This window comes from Cellvibrio japonicus Ueda107 (assembly GCF_000019225.1).
Lineage (GTDB): Bacteria > Pseudomonadota > Gammaproteobacteria > Pseudomonadales > Cellvibrionaceae > Cellvibrio > Cellvibrio japonicus.
On sequence record NC_010995.1, the window covers coordinates 4,124,020 to 4,147,813 of the forward strand.

General features: G+C 44.4%; 16 protein-coding genes. 10 read left to right on the forward strand and 6 right to left on the reverse strand.

The features are described from left to right. Nucleotides 1-6 precede the first annotated feature (6 nt). The 9 genes from CJA_RS19205 (at nucleotide 7) to CJA_RS16645 (ending at nucleotide 14,459) form a co-directional block, all read left to right on the forward strand. Nucleotides 7-1,167, forward strand: a complete 1,161-nt coding sequence (locus tag CJA_RS19205) for a polysaccharide pyruvyl transferase family protein (RefSeq protein WP_012489018.1) — start codon at nucleotides 7-9, stop codon at nucleotides 1,165-1,167. 202 nt (nucleotides 1,168-1,369) lie between these two features. After that, a complete protein-coding gene (locus CJA_RS16610; RefSeq protein WP_012489019.1) occupies nucleotides 1,370-2,509 on the forward strand; it encodes a glycosyltransferase family protein in 1,140 nt (379 codons plus the stop codon). Further along, the gene (locus CJA_RS16615; RefSeq protein ID WP_012489020.1) at nucleotides 2,506-5,124 is read left to right on the forward strand and encodes a rhamnan synthesis F family protein; all 2,619 of its coding nucleotides are present in this window, start codon (nucleotides 2,506-2,508) and stop codon (nucleotides 5,122-5,124) included. The genes CJA_RS16610 and CJA_RS16615 overlap by 4 nt, the downstream gene beginning before the upstream one ends. Further along, entirely contained in the window at nucleotides 5,118-8,558 is a 3,441-nt protein-coding gene (locus tag CJA_RS16620) for a hypothetical protein (protein WP_012489021.1), read from the forward strand. Before CJA_RS16615 ends, CJA_RS16620 begins: the two co-directional genes overlap by 7 nt. A gap of 92 nt (nucleotides 8,559-8,650) precedes the next feature. Continuing rightward, nucleotides 8,651-9,469 carry a glycosyltransferase gene (locus CJA_RS16625; protein ID WP_012489023.1) on the forward strand — a complete coding sequence of 273 codons (819 nt, stop codon included), beginning with the start codon at nucleotides 8,651-8,653 and terminating at the stop codon, nucleotides 9,467-9,469. A gap of 35 nt (nucleotides 9,470-9,504) precedes the next feature. Next, on the forward strand, nucleotides 9,505-10,989 hold the full coding sequence (locus CJA_RS16630; RefSeq protein ID WP_012489024.1) for a glucosyltransferase domain-containing protein: 1,485 nt from the start codon (nucleotides 9,505-9,507) through the stop codon (nucleotides 10,987-10,989). 37 nt (nucleotides 10,990-11,026) lie between these two features. Then, nucleotides 11,027-13,081: a glycosyltransferase family 2 protein gene (locus CJA_RS16635; protein ID WP_012489025.1), complete on the forward strand. Its 2,055-nt coding sequence runs from the start codon at nucleotides 11,027-11,029 to the stop codon at nucleotides 13,079-13,081. Between the two features lie 7 nt (nucleotides 13,082-13,088). Beyond that, complete coding sequence (locus tag CJA_RS16640; RefSeq protein WP_049765488.1) at nucleotides 13,089-13,970, forward strand: glycosyltransferase family 2 protein; 882 nt, start codon at nucleotides 13,089-13,091, stop codon at nucleotides 13,968-13,970. A gap of 18 nt (nucleotides 13,971-13,988) precedes the next feature. Further along, a complete protein-coding gene (locus CJA_RS16645) occupies nucleotides 13,989-14,459 on the forward strand; it encodes a hypothetical protein (protein ID WP_041551697.1) in 471 nt (156 codons plus the stop codon). A gap of 35 nt (nucleotides 14,460-14,494) precedes the next feature. On the opposite strand, the gene CJA_RS16650 is transcribed toward CJA_RS16645, so the two are convergent. From CJA_RS16650 to CJA_RS16675, 6 genes are all read right to left on the reverse strand, one after another. Further along, nucleotides 14,495-15,490, reverse strand: a complete 996-nt coding sequence (locus CJA_RS16650) for a glycosyltransferase family 2 protein (protein ID WP_012489027.1) — start codon at nucleotides 15,488-15,490, stop codon at nucleotides 14,495-14,497. A gap of 2 nt (nucleotides 15,491-15,492) precedes the next feature. Beyond that, nucleotides 15,493-17,340, reverse strand: a complete 1,848-nt coding sequence (locus CJA_RS16655) for a DUF2142 domain-containing protein (RefSeq protein WP_012489028.1) — start codon at nucleotides 17,338-17,340, stop codon at nucleotides 15,493-15,495. Between the two features lie 5 nt (nucleotides 17,341-17,345). Next, a complete protein-coding gene (locus CJA_RS16660) occupies nucleotides 17,346-18,179 on the reverse strand; it encodes a glycosyltransferase family protein (protein WP_012489029.1) in 834 nt (277 codons plus the stop codon). Between the two features lie 3 nt (nucleotides 18,180-18,182). Continuing rightward, entirely contained in the window at nucleotides 18,183-20,180 is a 1,998-nt protein-coding gene (locus tag CJA_RS16665; protein ID WP_238526785.1) for a polysaccharide biosynthesis protein, read from the reverse strand. A gap of 124 nt (nucleotides 20,181-20,304) precedes the next feature. After that, nucleotides 20,305-21,198, reverse strand: coding sequence for an NAD-dependent epimerase/dehydratase family protein (locus CJA_RS16670; protein WP_012489031.1), 894 nt, complete (start codon nucleotides 21,196-21,198; stop codon nucleotides 20,305-20,307). Further along, the gene (locus CJA_RS16675) at nucleotides 21,195-22,232 is read right to left on the reverse strand and encodes an MraY family glycosyltransferase (RefSeq protein WP_012489032.1); all 1,038 of its coding nucleotides are present in this window, start codon (nucleotides 22,230-22,232) and stop codon (nucleotides 21,195-21,197) included. Before CJA_RS16675 ends, CJA_RS16670 begins: the two co-directional genes overlap by 4 nt. A gap of 171 nt (nucleotides 22,233-22,403) precedes the next feature. Here CJA_RS16675 and CJA_RS16680 point away from each other — a divergent pair, with 171 nt between their 5' ends. After that, a complete protein-coding gene (locus CJA_RS16680) occupies nucleotides 22,404-23,714 on the forward strand; it encodes a GGDEF domain-containing protein (protein WP_041551701.1) in 1,311 nt (436 codons plus the stop codon). The last annotated feature ends 80 nt before the right edge of the window (nucleotides 23,715-23,794 follow it).

Below are 23,794 nucleotides of genomic sequence, written 5' to 3' on the forward strand. Positions count from 1 at the left end.
ATCATCATGACTATCATGTTTAGATGTGATCCACCACGTATTGGTTTGACAGCTCATCTGGATACCCACGCCGCCGCTTCGATGGTTGGTTTAAACCCGGGAAATCTGGCTTTTGGCTATGCCACAGCATTACTTCTCGGTTTTCCTCGCAATACTCACTTTCTAGCACCAGTCGATGCACAAGAAACCATCGGTGTATATGCCTGTGCTAACTTATTAGGTAGTCATTATGACCCCTCCCACTTTCTTAACTTCGTAAACACAAGTCCAAGTAGTTGGAAAATGCTGTTAATAGGTTTGGGGGCTCAGGGGCCACTGGATAGATTGACAGATAATCCCAATGACTTATCTCTCAGCGATATACAAATTTCATGGTTGAATGCAGTCTGTAGCAGATCTACTAATAGTGCTCCCAATATAGCTGTCAGAGGGGGATTTTCTCATGGCGTCTTAAATAAATATGGATACGGGGACAGAGCAGTTACCACAGGTTGTCCATCTCTGCTGCTTTCACCGGATAAAAATTTGGGTAAAAAAATCGTAGCAAAGTTCAATACGATAGGTTCAAACCCCTTACTAGACGGTACACTGGGTAATCCCTGGGACCTCAAGCATGCACCATTTGAACAACACCTTCTCCGTTTGGTTATTGCCACAGGAGGAGTGTCTCATGTACAGATGGATAAACGGCATATGTCGCTGGCCAGATTTGATCAACTTAGCCAGGAGGATCTGGCCGAGCTGAGATTTCAATTATCACCGGAAACCAGTATATCCGGCATGAGAGATTTTGGTCGCAGGCATTTACGGGTCTGGTGGGACGTCCCCTCATGGATGGAATACCTTCGCCGTGCTGACTTTGTTTTTGGTTCCCGTATTCACGGTATAACGCTGGCACTTCAATCTGGTACTCCGGCAATGTGCGCCGTGTGGGACTCCAGAACACTGGAACTATGCAGAGCAATGGGGATTCCCCACGTATCCCTTTATGATCAACCATGGATCACTGGCAGGTTTTCTTTCGATGACCTCAGAGAAGAATTTGCCAAACAATTCGATGGAGAGGGCTTTGATCAGAACAGAAAATTACGCGCCAATCAATTTCTTGAAATATTCACGAGAAATGGTGTTCCTGTTACTGATCATTTAAGGAACATTGCAAGTTAGAACAGGAAAGTTGATACATCACAAGACGGTATAATTTTCCCAACACCGACCAATTCTATTGACTCTTTTAAAACGGAGATATGGCGGGTGAGGGAAATCATCTGACAGCTTTTTGAATGACCATATTTATTGGTATAAATGGATTTTCAAATACAACTTCAGCAACCGAAAATTGATATCAAACACCTGATGAGATAAATGTATGGGCGAAAATATTCTTGATCGGCAAACTCACACAGAGCTAATGGCACATAATGCAACCACAACAAACCAGCAAATTATAAGAAATATTTCGCACTCAAAATCTATATGTTTCATCTCCGAAACAGGACGGGCAGATCGGCCACTGCAAGACCCCTCTGTTCGCTATCGCTGCTTTCATCCGGCCGAGACACTTATGCAACGCGGCCATTTTTGTTCGATCTATTCCGCAGCTCAGTTTTACAACAACCCCTGTATCGATTTTGATGTTTATGTATTTCATCGTCCGAATATGGCACGTCCGAATTTTCGGGAAATTGTTCAGCTGCTGCGCAAACATGGTCGAGTTCTGATTGCAGATTACGACGACCTCATCTTTGGTACGGAAGACATAGCACTTGTTTCCTCAGCAGTCAAAAATGGCACACTCAGCCCAGATCATGCAATCGCTGCTTTTGCCAGCAACCTTGCGGGATTATGTGAGTTTGATCGGGTTACTGCCTCCACAGAGCCCCTTGCAGCACGAGTACGCCAATTCAATCCAGATGCGCGAGTAGAGGTAGTCCCCAATATAATTCCCGAATCCATCTTGTCTACCCATGAAGCACTAGGTACACATTTATACCCGCGCCCAGGGAATACCATTGGATATTTCGCTGGCACACGTAGCCACGATAAGGATTTTCCCGTCGTTGAAGAAGCGCTTCACAGAGTGCTCTCTGAAAATCCAGATTTTAATCTGCTGGTAGTCGGTCCTGTTGCAATACCGCTCGGCATTTCATCACTACCCAATGTGAGCACTGCACCTGTAGTCAACTATTGGCGACTACCCAGTTTAATGACTATGTGCGCAACAGTGATCGCCCCTCTGGAAATGAGCGACTTTAATGCCTGTAAATCCCGGGTAAAATTCCTTGAAGCAGCGCTGACCGGTTGTCGCTTAATTGCAAGCCCTATTCCCGATATGCAAACCATCGGAACCGATCATTTAACGCTGGCCGCTAATTTGGATGACTGGTATGAAGCTTTGTCCTGGGTACCCGATCCCGCCAGCAAGCGCAACCTTGCGTTGCATAACCTTAACTTTCTGCGTCGCAATTGCAGTGTTGACGGGTTGGAAAACCTTGGAGAACTGAAATGAGAGTGTTGTTTTATGTTGAGCCCCATCCAATTCGCAACTCGGAAATCCATTTCAACGACGTAGTACGCAAATTCCTGCCACTGCTTGATGCTGGCCCCAAAATGGATATGCGGTTATTTGCTAACAACAAAACATTAGAAGCCGTGGGCGCTGCAACATTAGAGCCTTATACAAAACGATTGATTCGCTCAACACTTGAAGAAGAAACACTTTTCAAAAGCTATCTGCTTGATTGGGGTAGTGAAGGTGTCCCTATATGGCTGGATTTGATGGCCGGGCGCGGAGACGTGAGCGAAGACTATCTGAATATCCTGCGCCGGATCTGGCGTACCTTCCCATTCGAGGTGATTGTTCATTGGGGAGAGAATGGTGCTATCACCCGCTTTACTGAAGAGCGGCCCGTAACACGCATTGCCATGGAATTAGGTTGTACCCGTTCTCCCTTCTTCGAATCGGTTGTTATGGATCCTTTTGGTACCAATGGCTCAGCAGTAACACCGAGACTATCAGTTGCCGACCTGCGCGATATAGTTGGTGGGCAACAAATGTCACGCCACCAGGCAATTATGGCCTATTCACAGAATCTCGAAACACTGACCTACGAACATCAGTTTCTTCCGCTACCAGGTGACCTGGCAAGCGAAGCACTCAAAGCAAAGCGCTTGGCCTTCCTGCCACTGCAACTTTATGATGATGCTAACCTGTTGCGTTTCTCACCTTATAACAAGGTCAGTGATGTTGTCCTTGATGTGATCTCTAAACTTGCGGAACAGGGTTACACCACTATTATTAAACCCCATCCGGCATCCAGACATCGCCAGAATGCCCATATGGCAAATTTCATTGCGCGCTCTGAACTACAGCAATGGGCAGACAAGGTCATTTGGTGTGACCGTACCGATGTCACTTACAACAATTCCCAGCTGATTAACCTTTGTGATTTCGTCATCACGGTAAACAGCTCCGTTGGTTTTGAGGCACTTTATTACGACAAGCCTGTTGTCGTATTGGGCGATGCAGTCTATAAACCGCGCGACCTCTTCCCATCGCTTGAGCAAATACTAGAAGGCAATTTCGATTACGACACCTATCTGCAAGGAGCAGGCTATCTGCGTCAGTTTTTCCTCGGTGGCTATCTGCAGTCCGACAAGATCCGCAGCGATGCCTCCATGTTTGCGGAACGTCTTGGACTGATAGATTATTTGTGCAAGCTACGGCCAACAGATCCAATTCATTTTGCACGTGGATTTTATGCTGCCTCGGCACCCGCGCAGCAGAGCAGCGCGCGCTCAGCCATGTTTTATGGCCTGTCCACACCCGGGCAAAATGAGTTCGCCATACCAGGCCAGGCACAACGCAAGAACCGCTCACAAACCGCGATAACTTCAGCCTACCTACCCATAGCCCGCAGGTTGCTGTCCTATACCAGAATCCAGGAATTGGATGAAGTTCTCGAATGGCTTGACCTCACCTGGCGCAGCGAGAAGGGGCTCACCGAGATTATTATGGAAGGCGGTCTTGTTGATGACACTTATTATCTAAAGACCTACGCCGACGTCAGAGAAGCAAATATTGATCCCATCTTCCACTTTGTACATTACGGCCTGCAAGAAGGACGCAGCCCCCGTGCATCCATTTCAGGTGCAAAAGCAGAGGAAACACTCACACTGCTAAAAGAGGCAATTACAGCTGCCATTGTTCAACCTGTTATTCCGCTATACCCGCTCTCCCCAGAAGAGGCAGTGCGGCGCGATAGCCAATTTGCCGAAATCCGCGCAGCTCTTGAGCACAGCCAGAAACGAATTGCCGTAGTCGCTCATCTCTATTACCGCGACCTGGTACCCGAAATCCTGTCAGCATTGGAAACCATTCCCGAGGCCTTCGACTTAATAGTCACGCTGCCCGATTGGGGTACCCGACACATTGAGCAAATGGTACGCGAAGCCTATCCCGAAGCAGTGTTTTACCGCGCCGTTAACCGTGGCCGTGACATAGGGCCGTTTGTCGATTTACTGCCGCTGATTACTGAGAAAAACTATGATGCACTGCTGAAAATCCAAACTAAACGCGGTTACTATCGATCGGGCCGCTTGTTGCCACAATTTGGGCAACTGTGGCGCAGTGAAACCTTCCGCGCACTATTGGGCAATAAAAGCCGCGTTACCGATATCCTGGAGGCATTACGCACCGACCCATCTCTGAACATGGTTGGACCTTCACCCTATTTCCTGTCGCTAACTAAATACCCTTACCACGATCAAGGAGATTTGGCTCAGACCATACTCAATAATCCAACAGGTAATGGATTTTTTGCCGGAACCATGTTCTGGGTGAGACCCAGCTGTCTGCGCCCGCTGACTGAACCAGAACATTTATCAATTACTGCTTTTGAGCCAGAATCAGGCGCAAACGACGGTGCAACAGCACATTTAATTGAACGTCTTTTCAGTCAAGTAGCTTTTGCCAACGATGGCAAAATTGCAGGGGTTCCCAGTGACCCTGAGCTACCGCTTGAATTTGACCTTGCCCCTTGCAGGATGGAGATCCACGACTATTTCAAAAAGCGAATAGAAGAACAATCTGAAAACTCGCAAAAAGGGGCGCTGGCGTGGTGAGTCCCCTTGCTGCCTCCTTGATTGTCGGTCCATCGTATACGTTGCGTTGGCACCAGCAGGTACGCGATGGCGTAGTTTGCTGCAATCTGGAGGCAGAACGAATTATTGGCCTGGCTGACCATCCCATATGGTCGAAACAATTGCTTGAAACAGCCCGTGCAATGGCTGATACCGAAAAACCGATAGGGGTCATGATTGGCGATCTCCGCTCAGGCAATGGAATCTGCCTCAGCGACAGATGCAATCAAGAGTCTGTATTGAATGATGGTTTTTGGGGAATCAACAGTGCCGCGATTACCCTGGAATATGACCGGCAAATGCTTCAACGCGCGCGTGCTGGCCTGGCCTGTTGGCATCAGTGCTTTGGGGCTCGCGCCCGCTATGTATTTTGGTATTTATTCGGACAGCAAGTACATGACAGACTGGCAGGTCGCTACATCAACGATACAGGTTATCGGCATCTCACGTTCAATTATGTGGATGTTGTTGCCAACTTGCCGGATCTGGACATAGTAGATCTATCGCCTTTTTTATGTATGCCAATGCATGAGGTCAATCGCTTATTTATCGATAGAAACTCACACCCATCACGCATTGGCTATCTGTTACTTAACGGACTCCTGTGCGAAAACCTTAGTCCGCAAGACGCCTATCATCTTGCCGTGGCCGAGGTTGAAGCCGACTTGATCGCGCTCGCCCAGCAAATTGTCAGCCAGAAAAATGGGCCTGTTATCCTCACCGGTCATTCAATCTGGCTGGACACCTTGAGTCGCTATTTGGGGGCTTCGGGAGCAAAACGATTGGCTGAAGTCGGGCTAATCCTGGCACCACTTGAGCAAGCGCCCGGCCAAGCCTCCATTAAAGAAATTTGCACAGGGCTTGATCTGTCGTCCTGTGCCATTATCGTCTTGTCTGCAGGCGGAGCTGATTTAACACCAGTACTGGCAAAAGCCTTCGACACCACCACCGCTGCCTGGCATGAACTGCCGTGTATCGATTGGGAGAGCGCCGCCAGTTCAATAATTGTGGAACGCAAGGAGCACATCAAATTCAACCGCCTGAATACAACCTTGCCAGTACATACCAATATAATTAACTGCGTGCTTGAAGCACCTATGGTTGAACTCGGCCCAGAGGGTATCCCCAGTTGGGCAGGCCTTAAACATCTTATGCAAGTTATAGCCAGCGAACAGGTTCCCCTGTGTAAGTTGGCAACACAAAGCCAGAGCAAACCGACATTGACAGGCAGCTACCATATCGAAGGGGATGTGTTGCTGACAAACTCGGGAATGGCATTTCTGATCGGCGAAAACCATTCGATATTGAAATATGTATCCGGTGAATTGGTACCAACACAAGCATCATTGGACGACTTCAATAGCAGTATCGCCGAACAGCTCAAAATCGCACAGCAAAGCGGTATTTCCTATGTCCATATCATCTTTCCTGACAAACAGTCAGTGATGCAGGAAATCTTCCCAATCAAATCGCCGAGAAGATTGGGTGACCTGTACCTAAATCACCTGAACCCAGCGCTACGGCCTTATGTGATTTATCCTGTCGATGTTCTTGCCCAGCAATCACAAGCAGCATTTTATCCGTTGGATTCCCATATGACTGACCAGGGATCTCTGATGGTATTGCGACTAATGCTGGATGCCATAGAGATCAAGGCAGAAGATGCCTTGGATCGTATCGCCACACGTATTACCAAGCTGCAACGCAGGACAGGTGATCTGGGCGAAAAATTTACACCGAGTCTGCATCAGAATGGCCTCATGCTCGATTGCGATTGGCCACTTACTGAAGTGCGCAGTCCAGGTGATTTTAACAATGGCATGATCGACATACTGTTTAGCCCGGAAGCTCCTGTACACAAAACGGTATTGGTGTTGGGGGACTCGTATTTCCGTGTGATGTTAAAACACCTGAGTGCGATCTTCACTCGTGTCGTCTGCCTGTATACCAGCTCTTTGCCCCGTGAGATGATTTCACTCATTCGCCCGGATATTCTCTTCATTGGCACTGTCGAGCACACTCTCTCCAACACAAAATCTGATAGTGAGACCGATTCCTTTCCCTCATATCTTCATTTATGGGATGGTACGGATACGGCAATAGACAGGGAGTTTCTCTCCGCATGGGATGCAGTAACCTCACCCACTACCGAGAAGTCACAGGCCTACTTTACAGCGAAAGGTGTCGGGGAAAATATAACCACCAAAGCCACCACAACGGCGGCTAAAACTTCCGCTGCCCCAACCAATACCATAAATCGCAAGTTGCCCCTCAAAGGACTTATAGCCACACACCATCTCTATCGATGGGGAGGCTCAGAACTGGTTGCCATTGAATTGGCCGAAGCCTTGCGCCAACGCACCTGCAATATTTCCATTTATTCACCCTTCGCCGAAGTAAAATTCCTGGACGAAGCATTGGGATCAGACATTCGGGTTTTTACTGCACCTGAACAAATCCAGTTACAACAGTTCGATTTTGTCTATTGCCAGCATCAAACCTTGTCACGAATTATCCCACAACAAAAGGGGGACTTTCCCTTCAGGGGATCTTTACCTGTATTTATTTATAACCACTTATCCCCCTTCGAACAATTCGAATTCCCCGGCCCCTTTATCGAAGAACAACTCGCCGATATCATCATGTGTAATAGCCAGGAAACGGCGAGACGCCTATCCATGTTCGGGTCGCGATTTACAGACACACTACTCTTTCCCAATCCAGCCCCAGAAAGTTTTGAGGCACCAGTGGAAACCCACGCGCGATACCAGCTAAAGCGCCTGCTGTCAGTCTCCAGCCACTTACCGAAGGAACTGGACACCGCTTTTAGTATACTGCGCGAGCAGGGTATCGAAGTAACAAGAATTGGCGCGCCAGATAACGAGCGCCGCGTTCAGCCCGGTGATATTAGCAGCCACGATGCAGTAGTCACTATCGGGAAAACTGTGCAGTATGCTCTGCGCAGCAAGCGCCCCATTTTTTGTTATGACTATTTGGGCGGCCCTGGTTGGGTTGACTCAAATAACAGGGAAGTAGCAGGTGAAGCAAACTTTTCCGGTCGCAGTCATCCAAGGCACCTCAGCCCTGAGACAATTGTGCAAGAGCTTCTCGGTGGCTTTTCCAGAGCCTTTTCGGAAGTACAAGGTTTTGCAGCTGATCTGCTTGCCCCTTATCATCAGGAAAAGCTTCTTGATGATTTATTAGAGCGAATACATACACAGAAAAGTTGCCTGTCGAAATTGCACCAAATTGATAAAGATCAGTGGCCAGAGATCAGAAGGCGATGGGCTCACGAAGCAGATATTTACCATCTACTGGATCGAACCTTTCTAGCGGGAAACCCTTATGGTGGAAAGATTCATGCTTCTGTACCGATTTTTAAAAAGCGAGTTTTGGAACAGCCTTATTATTTTTAACATGCGATGAATACAAAATATTCCTGGAAAAAGCCACCCCATAACTCGTTAGTTGTCTATTTACATATTTTTTAGCTAGCGGATAAGTCACTATGAAGTTCCCAGTTTTTCTATCTGTCGTACTGACGGTAAAAAATCAATCAGACTCTATTGAGTCAATTCTGAAAAATGCCACACAAATACTTGCACCTCTGGTAAGTGACTACGAGATTATCATTATCGACAACGCCTCAAACGATAACACAATACCTCTACTCAAAAGAATCACCAGCGATTCGGGGCTACCTAATCTACAAATTTATGCCCTGACGAAAGAAGTTGACATAGATACTGCAAGCTGGGTTGGGGTGGAGAACTCCCTTGGAGACTATGTCGCGATAATAGACCCGTTTAGCAACGATTTTAACTTTATAGAAACCATGCTTGCCAAAGCCGTTGATGGCACAGATGTTGTTTTTGCCAGAAATACTGCCAAACAGAAAATTGGTACAATATATCATTTGGGAAGTTGGATATTTAATTCCGTTTATAAAAAACTAAATGGAGTCAACCTATCAAAAGAAGCGCCACAATTCAGAGTCCTCAACAAAAAAATCATTAATTTTATTTTACAGCACAAGCAACCAGCTCTTGCATACAGGCATCTGCCCGCAACAGGTGGATTTAACAAAACAATACTCGATTACTATTATATTAACAGCGATCTGAAGAGCAAAAACATCACAGAAAGTATAGATAAAAGCATCAAATTATTGGTTTCAACAACGCGTGCACCTATGCGCCTTGTTACAGCACTTGCATGGTGGATAATGTCAGACAATATTAAAGGAATACGCATAGACTTGGATAATCCAGGCTCATGTAAAGCCATTTCTGTAGATGACATAGGTCTATACAAAAGAATCTTTTAATTTCATTTAAAAAACATCTATAAGGCTTTTAAATAATGAATGAAATTTATATCGAAAAACCTATAGGAAAATCTATAGATATTCATGTTATGAGGTTTATTGTTACATCGTTATTTATCACAACAATTTACTTATTTTCATTTTTGAATAGCTCTGTTTATTACATTGATGATATAGGCAGAGTTATCACGGGTGGCTGGGGATGGTTAGGCAATGGCAGACCTTTTAGTCAGTATTTTTTTCAATTCTTAACTGGCAATAACACGGTTGATATACACCCACTTCCACTACTACTAGGTGTATCTGCAATACTCTATGCTGGATGGCATATTTATATTAACCTTTTTCCAAACTCGCCTTATATTGGTGCTGCTGCTTTTGCGATCATACTAATCAACCCTTTTTATCTTGAAAATCTATCTTACCGATTTGAGTCAATGATGATGGGGTTCTCCGTTGGCTTGGCTATCCTTAGTGCAATTATATTATCCAAAATCAGCCCACTAAGGATCTTGATAAGTATTATCTTATTATTTTCAATGATGTGTTTTTACCAGGCATCTCTCGGATTATATTTAACTATTTCCATAATTGTTCAATTTAGTGTTTTGCTTAAATCTTCCGAGAACAAACCTTTCTTAGATAGATATAAGCATTTAATTTCAAGTGCAGTAGTTTTGTTGGTTTCTTTCGGCCTTTACAAACTTATTTATGGAGACTTGGTAAACAATAACGAATATGATCGTTTGCACAGTCAGCTAATACCTTTTTCTTATGAAGGCTTGATCATACTTATTGACAATATAAACAGGTTTTATGAGATTATTAAATTACCAATTATAGGTCACAATGGTTATTTTTATGGTGTACTTCTTATTGGCGGATTTACATCTTCGTTATTTTTAGCAATCAAACTTCTTGCTTTGAAGAGATGGATAGATTCATTATTTTTAGCATTAGCCCCTTTTCTCGTCGTAATAGCATCACTAATTACACTATGTATTTTAAAAGAACCTGTATTCGCTGCCAGAACATTTATCGGTACATCCGGTGTTTTGCTTTTTTTCTTTTATTCGCTTTATTACGTTGGAAGAAATATTCTTGCCCTGCCCGTTTTTGCTTTTCTATTTATTACGTCTTTAACAATAAACTACGCGTATGCTAATGCTGTTAAAGCCCAGCAAGAGCAGGAATATTTAATTTTAAACCAACTTGCTGCGGATATAAAAACAGAAGACGCTTCAATTAATGAGATAATCATTATAGGAAGGGAAAAATTCTCAGATAAAGGCTTGCTATCCACAAATACATTTCCAGTCATTCAATTGTTGGTACCCAGAGTTCTTAACAATCAATGGTACTGGGGCTACATGCTACTTAAACATCACCCAGAAACTCGACACTTAAAGCAATATAAAGACGCGTCACAGTTCGTAGTTACTGAATCAAAACTTATAGCTGAAAGATCTCTATACAAGCTCTGGATATGTAGAAATAGATTCATATTACAATTTAAGTAAATGTAATCAATTAGTTCATTAGCTATGGATTCTATATATGTTTAAACGGCGAGTTGACGCTGATTGGTATTTATCCCAATACCCTGATGTGGCAAATAGTGGAATTTCTGCGGAAGAACACTATAAAGTCTTCGGTAAAGCGGAGGGAAGACTACCACGTCCACCAAGGACAACACCCCCATCAAAATTGGAGATTTTGCTAGTTGCTTTAAGTTCAGCCCCCCGCTTTTATGGTGGAATATTACCGGCCACCAGATTCCTGCTTGGGAATTTAAAACACCATGGAATACAAGGGTTTAAGGGGGTACTGGCAGAAATATACTATCGCAGCAGACCCAATCAGATTAATGTTGATTATAGTTCCTGGATTGCGTTAGGCGAGTTAAATGCAGCGGACTATTCAGCGGCAAAGAGGCGGCTGGAAGGCTTAGCTTTACAACCCTGCATTTCATTTGTGCTACCCACTTATAACTCTTCGATTCCATGGCTGAAAGAAGCTATTGACTCCTTAAAAGCCCAACCTTATCAAAATTGGGAACTCTGCATTGCAGATGATGCATCAACTCACCGGGAGGTACGAGACTTTCTCGCGCAACAACAATCACAGGATTCTCGTATTAAAGTGGTTTTTCGTGAAAAGAATGGGCATATCTCTGAGTCATCTAATAGTGCTGCAGAAATAGCAAGTGGCGACTGGATCGCACTTTTCGATCACGATGATCTATTACATCCTTTTGCACTTTACTGGATATTACAAGCGATTAATAACAACCCGGATGCGCAACTTATTTATTCTGATGAGGACAAGATTGATGAGCAAGGGAATCGACATAGCCCTTACTTTAAACCTGATTGGAACTATGATCTTTTTTTGTCGCAGAATTGCTTTAGTCACTTGGGCCTAATTCGCCGTTCTCTATTTGAAAAAATACATGGATTTCGCAAAGGTTATGAAGGATCACAAGATCATGACTTGATTTTACGGGCTATTGAACTGGTAGAACCTACACAGATAATCCATATTCCTAAAGTACTTTATCACTGGCGCGTTCATGCCGACAGCACCGCCAAATCTACAGATTCAAAACCTTATGCAGCTATCGCTGGAGAAAAAGCTATTCAAGATCATCTTTTGCGTATAAACGCAAAAGCCCAGGTTAGTTTTGAGGGATATGGTTATCGTGTTAAATATAAACTACCGGATAATCCCCCGCTGGTTAGTTTAATTATTCCTACTCGTAATGGCTTACAATTAATTCGCCAATGTATTGATAGTATTCAACAGAAAACCACTTATCCCAATTATGAGATTATTGTTGTTGATAATGGCTCTGATGATCCTGAAGCGCTGACTTATTTCGACACATTAAAAAATACCCCGAGATTTAAGGTTATTCGTGACAATCGACCATTCAATTACAGCCAACTTAATAACCTGGCGGTTAAACACAGTGATGGCGAAATCATTGGGCTAATCAATAATGACGTTGAGGTTATCCGTCCAGAATGGCTCAATGAAATGGTTGTCCATGCATTGAGACCTGGAGTCGGTGCTGTAGGCGCAAAGTTGTTATTTCCTGATGAGCGTCTTCAACACGGTGGTGTGGTTCTTGGTATAGGAGGGGTTGCCAATCATGCTCATTTATTTATTCGCGGCACGCATCATGGCTATTTCGCTCGGGCAAGTGTTACGCAACAATTTTCTGCGGTTACTGCTGCCTGCTTGGTAATTCGTAAAGCCATCTATCAGGAAGTGGATGGGTTAGATGAGCAAAACTTGGCCGTTGCATTCAATGACGTTGATTTTTGCATACGTGTCACTAATAAAGGATATAGGAATATATGGACTCCTTACGCCCTTCTCTATCACCATGAATCCGCGACGCGAGGGGCTGATATAGCGCCGGAAAAACGGGAGCGTTTTGTAAGAGAAGTTGAGTATATGATGTCAACCTGGAAAAAAGAACTTGCTAATGATCCTTTTTATAACCCCAACTTAAATCTGAACTTCCCAGATTTTTCACTTCATTCACCGCCCAGGCTAGGCAAGTGGGAGCTATCAGTTAGCCCTCAAACCCAGGATGCAGGATAATCGAACAGTGAAAATATTGGCAGTTGTTGTTACATTTAATCCAAATCCGGCTGTACTCGAAACGCTTCTTAACGCATTACAGCCTCAAGTGGATTTTATTGTCGTTATTGATAACAATTCATCTTCAGAAGTACAGCTGCCTAATATCCATAATTTAATGTTTATTACCAACTCTCAAAATCAGGGAGTTGCATATGCATATAATCAGGGCATTGCACTGGCTCAACAACAAGACGCCTCTCATGTCCTGTTATTCGACCAGGATAGTTGTCCGGCTCCAGATATGGTTAAGCACCTGAAAAACGCTTTTATCAAATATGATAATCATCAACTTGCTGCCGTTGGCCCAAAATACACAGACATCAAAGGCCAGGAAAAATCACCTTTTGTAGCATTGAGGGGACTGGGACTAACTCGAGTGGAGTGCGCCGACAATCAACAAGTTGATGTTGATCATCTGATTTCTTCCGGCTGCTTGCTATCACGTAAGGCTATTGAACAAATTGGTCTATTTGAGGACCAATTATTTATAGATTATGTTGATACAGAATGGTGCTGGCGGGCTAAGCGTAAGGGCTTTAGGCTGTTAGGTGTGGGAGCGGCAAAAATGCAACACGATCTGGGTGATACCCATTTTATGGCCTTTGGAAAACCCAGAGTATTACATGCCAGCTTCAGACTTTATTACCAGATGCGCAACCAATGGTGGATGATTTTACAACCCTGGGTGGGTTGGCGTTGGAGAGTGATGGATATTATTCGCAGCATTAAAATTTTTGCAGCGATTTCAATTTATGCACCACATCGATTTGAATATATTAGACATATGTCAAAAGGGATTTATGATGCATTTCGTTCAAATATGGGAAAACTAAAAACTGATCAATAAACCAATTGAGATTTCCGTATGAAAACCACTGTTCTAAAAAAATTGACTGCTCTTTTTTCTTGCGTTTTATTGCTTGTTGGTTGTGACAACAATAATGATATCAATACACTTAACGCTTATCCGGCTTTAGGCGTTTGTAATTTCGAAACTCCTCAAAACAACCAGATTATCAGCAACACCAATGACATCGTCATTAGTGGATGGGCTTTTAATAAAAACACGAACTCCACATCAGATTCGATTGTTTTATATTTAGCTAATGAAGAAACTAACAAGCTAACTGCAATAAAAACAACATCTGGCATGGTACGAGAGGATGTCGCGAAAGTATTTTCCAACAATAAACTGACACAGAGTGGCTTTAGTGCGACAATCACCAAGGGTGAGCTCACAGCTGGAAGCTATCAGATAGTCCTACTGCAAGCAGATAAATCGTTTATTATGGTTCGCTGTGATGGTGAAAAACACAACATTATTATTCAGCAATAAAATGCCCTTGTGCGCTACCCTCTCCTGCTGGAGGGTTATATTGATGATTTTTTTGACAAACAGCGCTTCGGGACATTGGCAATATCATAAGCAAGGAAAGACAACATAAACTGTACCCCTAACACTATCGGCAATACAGACAACATAACTGTGCCAGTAGGCGTTAAACTGCTTATACTGGCATAGTGATACCAATTAAATGCCCCATAAAATATCCCAAATAACAACAGTATTATCCCTAGCACCAGTTCTATAGATGCAATAGACATATCACGCAGATAATAGTTATAAAAAATTCGTTTAATCGTATTCTTAATATTTTTCTTTAAAAACTCACCAACAATTTTACCAACCTTTAATTGACTTTCTTCATCTCCATATTTTGCATCCATAGGTATATCAATAACTTGAGCGCGAATTGTATTGAGTCGAAATAAAATATCTGATTCAAAGAAATAACGTTTACTGATTTTTGCCAGTGGCAACCGTCTCAAAACACTTGTATGAATTGCTGTGTAACCATTTGTTGGATCAAATAAATCCCAATACCCTGAAGATATTTTTGTCATCAATGAGAGTACCGCATTACCAAATAACCTTATTTTGGGCATTTGGTGGATTTGCTCCAGGTCATAGAAGCGATTCCCTTTGGTATAGTCTGCCTCGCCGCGTAAAATAGGGCCAATAAAGTCATGAATTAAGGTGGGATCCATTTGCCCATCGCCATCGACTTTAACAACTACAGTCATTTCATCAACCAAAGCTTGCTGATAGCCGGTCATTACGGCACCGCCAACTCCCTGATTGACTTCATTGAATAAAACCACTACTCGATGATCATCTATAGTTTTCTGGATAAATAAACCAGAACCATCCGGGCAACAGTCATCAACTGCATAAATTTTCTCCACACAGGATGGAATAGCTTCTATAACGTCACCAATGTGGTTCTTAACTTTATAGCAGGGAATTACCACCGCAACCTTGGCAGCATGACCAGGCGATTCACAATGCATCATTTTGTTAACCATATTTACTTTTCACACTTGTACAACATACTTTCATTACCGGCCTGAAGTTGATGTACACCCAATTCAGCATCCTCACTGTATATGCATAATTCACGCATAATAGACACTGGATCCTGATCATCAATGGTTATACGCAGCTCAAAACCAGATAAAGAAAGCTTCGGATTACGCAATGCCGCACGAACATCCCCCCTGGGGATAGTGATATAGGTTATTGGATAGGAAACCTGGAGGTTACTGTAGAATATTTTACTATCGCCTGAAAAGAATCCCCAACCCGTAATCACTATTTGATGATCCTGAATAACTGCGTTATCTACAAAACCACCCTTGGGAGTTCCTTCATCTTTATCTTTGATTTTCACAAGCTGCCCGTTTTTTTCAGCATAATCTTTAGGATTAATACTAATAACCTTTCCTTGCTGCGACTGGCTAGCAAGATAATATCGATCCAATACAGTACCGACTGTTCCTGTAACACTAATAAATGCAAGCACGCACAAAAAAAGCACACTAAATATTTTTAGTATCTGAGGGAGAGATTTTATGCTTCTCGTCGTAGCCACTGAAAATAGAAGTGCAGACGACCAAAAATAACGCCCCTGTACACCACTAATTAGCTCGGCAGGGTGCGGCGTCCACGTAATTAATAACAGAAAAAATACCAATAAACATGAAGATAAGGATACTACCAGCAAGGTTGCCCTAGGCAACCAATCCAAATGTGCACGCGTATAAGCCAACGATAGAAAAAGAAGAATAAGTAAAATCCAATATATAGAACTGATTACGCTGGCACCAACGCTAGCATCAAGCCACCCTAAAACACCAACAAAAGAAGTGATATAGAAATGCTGTAGATGAGAGTTACTTATACTATCAAAGACTAAGGAGAGGTACTCTATTGGGTGTTTTATATAATGTAACAGCAATTCAGAAGGCTTGGCGCCGATCGACACCCTGCTATCCACGGTTGTCATCAACGCATAAAACACCCAAATGAAGGCCAAGATAACAACTGCAATCGCAGACCACCATAAATAATTTTGTCTATACCGGTAGGCAATCACCAGAGGCATTAACAACATCGGCATTAGGTTAAGCCGGCTATTCACCAGAACCAAAAGAGTTACCACAAAAGTGATATAAAGTGTTTTATTCCATACAGCATACATGTCCATCAATTTCACAAATATCGACACGCATAAAATTAACATAGCCACGGCAATACCATCCTGGCTAGTTGCCACACTTTGGAACAACATTAGTGGCATAAGTAGCAGCCCTAAAGTAAGGGGGCTAGGGGTAAGAGTCCGAAACGCCATCCACAACAATATTAGAATACTGATTGATGCCAGTGTTCGCGCAAGATAGTAAGAGTGATGAATACTTAAATCAAGCAACTGTCCAATCCACAGGCCTATAGTTTGCGGTAGATATATTGCGGGGAAATAATAGTTAACACCGGGACAACTATTAAATACTTCTGTTTTGGACCAATGCAGTGATTTGGCATCATCCAGCATTTCACGAGTTAATTTACTATCTACTTTACCAGGAAGAACAGTAAAAATTCCCATGTAAGTACTTAGCGATTCATCAATATACCCACCTGTAGACTGTCCCTCTGGGGTGATCATGCTTATGCGCCCTTGGGAAAGCAGATAGGCTCGTTTCAAATGATCTTGTTCATCGGGAGATTGAAATGGCGGAATCAATGATGACAGGAATATTGTTGATACCACAAATAAGATAACCATCAACAGCACATTACTGGAGGAGTGCCCTTTATTTAAAAGATCAACTATTGCCGGTAGCTTTTTGGTTGTAATAAAGTTTTTTAACCACATAATTCTTAAAATCGCCTAGAGATAATAAATTTTATAAATGACTGACAAAAATAATAAATGTGCAAGAGGCCTTTGCGCGATGCACCACCACCAGCATGTATAATTTTTACCTGTGGATGATGAACGATCAGGAAGTTATCCTGAATTCGCATGGATAGGTCAAAATCCTCAAAATACATAAAGAACTTTGGACTAAATCCAGATATTGACTGAAGCGCTACCGTCCTGCAAAACATATAGCAACCACTGGCCAGTTCAATTTGTAGTGGTTGTGACGCCGGCAACAGATCACGATATTCGTAGCGGTCCAGGCGAGCTCTCAATGCTTGATTCAGCCACTTGCTATTTAATGCCCTGGCAGCTAACAAAACTGCTGTTGGTTGACGTTTAGCAATGTACTGTCGCTCGCCATGTAAGCCAAAGGCATCCGGAGCTAAGAGACCAACCTGAGGATTAGACCCCAAATAACGTAAGGCAACACTAATATTGTCTTGATCCAGTATCACATCCGGATTGAGAATGAGATGGTAATCGCTCCTGGCCTCCATAATTGCCAAATTATGCCCTTTCCCATATCCAAGATTACCATGACCAGTTTCTACAATGATGGAATCAAATTCCGACAGAAATTCATCTCGCAATGTGGATAGAATGTAAAAATTGTGACCATCTGGCCCATTATCAATCAGATAAAGGCTTATTGACCTAAACAGGCCTTGATCACGAGCAACAGCACAGGAAGAAGCTAAAGATGATAGCGTTAAGCGCAAAACCTCTATATCGCCATTAAAGGTAACACAGGACACACTTAACAAACACACAGACAACTGAGAGCTCAAGCTCTATTCCGCCAATATCTTTTTATCTACCAAACCAGGCATTACCAAAAGCTTGGCTGTCTCTTTTTTAGACTTGTGAATTAAGTCACTCATTTCATAGAGGGGCTCAAATTCAACATCCGAATCAACTATCAAGGTAAACAATTCCTGATGACGGTATTGTTCACAATACAGCTGGGCCTTATCGAGTAGCTCTGCTAAAGACTGCGGGGATATTTTTTTCTCTTGGGCACGAAGAATACGTGGGTGTGTAGTACCTTCACAGTTACTACCACACAGCAGTTCTTCATATAATTTTTCACCAGGGCGCAATCCGGTAAAAATGATTTCGATATCGCCATTAGGATTATTTTCATCTCTCACACTGTAACCCGATAAGAGCGCCATTTCGCGGGCCAAGTCGTGTATCTTGACCGGCTCACCCATATCTAACACAAACACATCGCCACCTTGCGCCATGGAACCAGCTTGAATCACCAATTGTGCGGCTTCACTAATCGTCATGAAATAGCGCACTATATCTTTGTGGGTGACGGTAATGGGCCCCCCTCGACGGATTTGCTCACGAAAACGCGGCACTACCGAGCCAGAAGAGTCAAGGACATTGCCAAATCTCACCATACTGAACGTAGTCGAACTTGTGCGCGTTGCTAAATCCTGCAGCACCAACTCGGCAAGGCGTTTGCTTGCTCCCATAATATTGGTAGGACGAACGGCTTTATCGGTAGAGATCAGTACAAAGTGTTTTACCCGATGCCGCAATGCAGCTTCTGCAACATTACGTGTACCAAACAGGTTGTTTTTAACACCTTCAATAAGGTTATGTTCAACAATCGGCACATGTTTATAAGCAGCTGCGTGGTAGACAATATGTACCGCAAATTGGGACATCACCATATTTAACAGTGATACATTTTGTACGGAGCCCAACAAGGGTACAATTTCTATGGGAAGCTGATCGGCAATTACCTTCTCTGCCAACTCTTTTTCGATACGATATAAATTAAACTCGTTTTGCTCGAACAAAATAATTTTTGACGGACTCAGCTTAATTAGCTGGCGGCAAAGCTCCGAGCCAATAGAACCTCCAGCTCCTGTCACCATAACAACTTTATCGGTTGTATTTTTACCCATCAGGATGGGATCAGGTGCTACCGGGTCACGCCCCAGAAGATCTTCAATTTGGATATTGCGCAGCTCACTGATATGTGCAACACCACGCACTATATCGGTAATAGGAGGAATGGTTTGTACTTGCACCAACAGCGGCTCAAGGTAACGAATAATACGAATACGCTCTTGCCTTTCTATATTGCCTAACGCCAACAAGATGCGACTAACCTGGTGCTCTTCAATAAGCGCAGATAATTTATGCGGATGATAAACCGTCAAACCGCGCAACACGCTTCCCTGGAGTATTTTATTGTCATCCACAAACGCAACCGGATGAAACTCCGAGCCCTGTTGCAATTGGGCAGCCAGGTTACTTCCTGTTTCACCCGCGCCATAAATAATGACTTTAACATCGCCTTTGGGTGTTAACGCCTGAACAATATTACGGAACGCAAGGCGCGGTAACCCAATAAGGATCAGTGTAGTGAATACATAAATAATAGGGACGGAACGCGGCAAGAAAGCGTGCAGGAAAAAGCCACTCAGTGCCATTGCCAAACTTGAAATAAGGATGCCGATGACGATGGTAAACATCGCCTGCTGGGTCATATAACGCAGGATCGCACGATATAGCCCCATACGCATGAAGGTGTATAAAGACACAACCAGCGTAAACAGCAGGCAAAGCAGTATTGGACGATCAAAGTGTATTTCTGTGCGCCCCATACGCAGGGCATATGCCAGATAGAACGAAGACACTATCGCAATAGTGTCATAACAAACCGATATGGCTCGTTTGACAGGCCTGGGCGCACTTAGGAAACGGTAGAGTAGAGAGTTGTTTTTCATCAATTCCTTCGGCCCATTCATAGATTCCAGAGGCGTCATGGTATCAACCACAACGCCGGTTGAGTAGCAGAACCCTGTAACAATTTGTGGGTATTATTTGTACCGGACACGTATTCATAACTGCCTCCCATATTTTCTATATTATTTATTATTGCAAGTTATATCAGTCCATTTCTGGTTGCCATCCCAGTAATGTTTGCGTTTGCCCTATGTCAACCTCCAGATTACTGATTAACTTATCAAGCTTCGTGCCAATAACCGGTACATGACGTAGTAACCTGAGCAAGCTGGTAGGGAACGCTACCAGACGGGGGCTGAATTTTGCCTGACTGGAAATCAACCAGATAATCTCTGCTGTGCTGCGTGGCCGGGCATCACTCACCAACAGGGTTTGCCCGGCTGCGGCCGGATGATCCAGGCAACACCGAATAAGGCTGCAGAGGTTTCCCAGTGAAACCAAATCCCTGCGATTACGTAATGACTTGAAGGGCAAGGGAATTTTCAAATCAATCAGCCGAACCAGGGTCGCCAGGTTACCCTTGGGAGCCCCACCCCATATCAGCGGTGGGCGAACAATCACCAATTCGGTACCCGTCTTATCAAACAAGGCCGTTAATGCCTGCTCAGCTTGCCATTTTGATCGCCCATAGGCATCGCCGGGTTTAGGGGGGTCACTACTACGAAATGGCAGTCCAGTGGTGACCTCGCCATTTACCTTGATACTGCTGAGGAAAATAAAACGCCTGGCACCCGCACGCAGGGCTGCATGGGCAATCGCCAAGGTAGTATCAACATTAATGCGGCGATATTCCTCATCAATACGTTTGCTGGCAGAGCCGGGTTGATGTGCACGAGCGGCCAGGTGGATAACGACTTCCTGCCCTACAAATGCCTGCTCGGGCAGTGATACCAGATAATCCGGAACAGGGATATTAACGGTCCCCTGCAAACCATAAGGTTGCCGGGTCAATGTCACCAGGTGATATCCAGAAGCTACCAGATATGGACATAGTGCCTGCCCCAGATAACCATTGGCGCCAGTAACCAACACATTCATAACGGCCTCTCCGGCGCCGGCCACTGCTGATGCCTGCCAGCACCTGACCGCCAAAACACCAGAGCTAACGGACAGTAGCCCAGCAGCAATCCCATAAACCCATCCAGGTGCCCCAGTACCACCAAGCCTGCAACCGGCAATAAGTAACCTAACGTCAACAGGTTATATCCCAAGGTGACTTTGGTATGTGATTGCCAGCGACGGGACAGGTGTTGATAGGCATGTTCCCGATGCGCCTGATAGAGTTTTTGCCGACGCCATGCCCTGAGCAAGAGCGTGAGACTGGCATCAACGATAAAAGCACCGGAAAGGATCAATACGGCCCAGTAAAACACTGGATTCCACTGTCCCGCTTGCAGGAAGATGACACCTAATACAAGGCCAATAAAGCAACTCCCTATGTCCCCCATAAAAATACGGGCCCTGGGGAAATTCCAGAGCAAAAAACCGGCACTGGCTCCTGCGAGCAAGAAGGGAGGCACCATAAGTTCGACCGGAGCCCCGATTAACCAGAGCAGTACCAGTATCCCCAGGGAGATACTGATCGCAGTCAAAGAGGCGATTCCATTGATGCCATCCATGAAGTTATAGAGATTGATAATCCAAACCAGCACCAGTAATGCCCACAGCGATAATAAGGGGGGCGACTCCAGGGTAACGCCAAATACCCCCAACGCGGTCATGCCACCGGTTAAATAAAGCGCCAGTGTGGCTGACAGTATTTGTACCAGCAGGCGCCATCCCGCCTTTACATGCCCCAGGTCATCCAGATAGCTAACACCTGCCAGCAGTAATCCCGGCAACAAGAATGCACTGTATTGGATCACTCCCAGAGGGGTGATCGATATAGCCACTCCCATGCCCAGCAATAAACTCACCACAATCGCAATACCACCACCGCGGGGGGTTGGTACTTGATGGGAGCTGCGATCATTGGGGATATCCATCAGTGACTTGCGCAGGGCATAGCCTCGATAACATCCTGTCAGCATAAAGCTGAGCAGGAAAACACTGACCCAAAGCCCGAATAACATAGAATTAACCCAACAAAAATCAGGATGGAGTCTCCAAAAACCTGATAAAAACCTGCTTTCTTACCCATAACAGCTATCATTCATGGATAGTTTATCAGCGTCGTAAAATCCTCTAAATACAACAAGCAACGATGCCTTTCTGCAGCGACACTCAGGAGCAACTCCTTTTCCATGAACGCCCGGCGATTCAACTCGGTATTATTATTGGCCATGGTTTTTACGCTGGTGGCGATTTTTGCACAGGAGTTCTTGCCAACCAAGCGATTACTACTCACCCCATCACCCCAGGGTATTTATTACCTGTATTCAACCGAACTGGCAGACGGCTCCCCGGCCGGCAGCTGGATCAGTGAACATGAGCGCAAGATGCGCTGCGTCTTTCCCGGGAATATAACCAATGTCCATTACTCCTGTAGCCTGAACCAATTGTTTGCAACCGGCCCAACCAGGGGCATTGACCTATCCGGCTATACCCATATGCGTATTCATGTGGCACATAATGGCAAGACACCCAGGCGAATCAGGGTTTCCCTGCGCAATTTTGCTCCAGCCTATTCCCGCGAAACAGATACGAACAGTTCCAAATATCACGCTGTCATTCTGCGCAGCGAAGAAATCAATCGGATGACCAGTATCCCAATACACGATTTCACCGTATCTGACTGGTGGATTGATCAATACCAGATCCCCCGTAGCCAGGCGCAGTTGGAATTAAGCAATGTCATGAATCTGGGGTTGGACTTCTTTGATAGTCTTACCCCCGGTGACGATGAGCTGGAATTACGCCATCTGGAATTCACAGGTGAATGGATCTCCAAAGAAACCTGGTATTTGCTCATATTGGGTTGCTGGATGGCCGGAATCACACTCTATGCTACCAGCCGATTAATCCAACTAAACCGCCAGACTAAACACGACACCCAGGTTATTAATTCCCTCCATCTCGATAAACAAAAACTGCAACTGGAAACCGATAAGTTTCGCCGTCTTTCGACAGTAGACCCGCTAACCCAGGCCTATAACCGATTTGGTATTGACCAGATCGTCACAACCTTAATGAACCATTCAGAGCTGCAAACAACAGAAGCGGCTGATTTTGCCTTGATGGTTATGGATATCGATCACTTTAAGCAGATTAATGATAATTATGGCCATGACCTTGGCGATAAAATCCTGCAGCGCATAGCGCACATTATCCAGGAAAACCTGCACGCGGAGGACTTTCTGGGGCGCTGGGGTGGAGAGGAGTTTATTGTGATCCAACCCAACACATCAAAGGAATTTGCCATGGCGCTGGCCGATAAAATTCGCCAGGTCATCGCAACCACCTATTTTGAATCCGGGAATACTGTGCGGGTAACCCTGAGTGTCGGTGTCGGAGAAAGGCTCATCGGAGAGGATTTTGCAGCTACCTTTAAACGTGTTGATGAAGCGCTTTATCGGGCCAAGGCGGAGGGTCGCAATCGCTGCATCATGGTATAACCGGCATCAATTTTTCCGCGCGCAGGAAAAACAAAACCCCGCATAAGCGGGGTTTTGTTTCATTCTATTTAAGACGCTCA

Coding starts and splice junctions, on each gene's coding strand:
- CJA_RS19205 (WP_012489018.1), top strand. CDS start 7: ATGACTATCATGTTTAGATGTGATCCACCACGTATTGGTTTGACAGCT.
- CJA_RS16610 (WP_012489019.1), top strand. CDS start 1,370: ATGGGCGAAAATATTCTTGATCGGCAAACTCACACAGAGCTAATGGCA.
- CJA_RS16615 (WP_012489020.1), top strand. CDS start 2,506: ATGAGAGTGTTGTTTTATGTTGAGCCCCATCCAATTCGCAACTCGGAA.
- CJA_RS16625 (WP_012489023.1), top strand. CDS start 8,651: ATGAAGTTCCCAGTTTTTCTATCTGTCGTACTGACGGTAAAAAATCAA.
- CJA_RS16630 (WP_012489024.1), top strand. CDS start 9,505: ATGAATGAAATTTATATCGAAAAACCTATAGGAAAATCTATAGATATT.
- CJA_RS16635 (WP_012489025.1), top strand. CDS start 11,027: ATGTTTAAACGGCGAGTTGACGCTGATTGGTATTTATCCCAATACCCT.
- CJA_RS16645 (WP_041551697.1), top strand. CDS start 13,989: ATGAAAACCACTGTTCTAAAAAAATTGACTGCTCTTTTTTCTTGCGTT.
- CJA_RS16650 (WP_012489027.1), bottom strand. CDS start 15,490: ATGGTTAACAAAATGATGCATTGTGAATCGCCTGGTCATGCTGCCAAG.
- CJA_RS16655 (WP_012489028.1), bottom strand. CDS start 17,340: ATGTGGTTAAAAAACTTTATTACAACCAAAAAGCTACCGGCAATAGTT.
- CJA_RS16665 (WP_238526785.1), bottom strand. CDS start 20,180: ATGACGCCTCTGGAATCTATGAATGGGCCGAAGGAATTGATGAAAAAC.
- CJA_RS16670 (WP_012489031.1), bottom strand. CDS start 21,198: ATGAATGTGTTGGTTACTGGCGCCAATGGTTATCTGGGGCAGGCACTA.
- CJA_RS16675 (WP_012489032.1), bottom strand. CDS start 22,232: ATGTTATTCGGGCTTTGGGTCAGTGTTTTCCTGCTCAGCTTTATGCTG.
- CJA_RS16680 (WP_041551701.1), top strand. CDS start 22,404: ATGAACGCCCGGCGATTCAACTCGGTATTATTATTGGCCATGGTTTTT.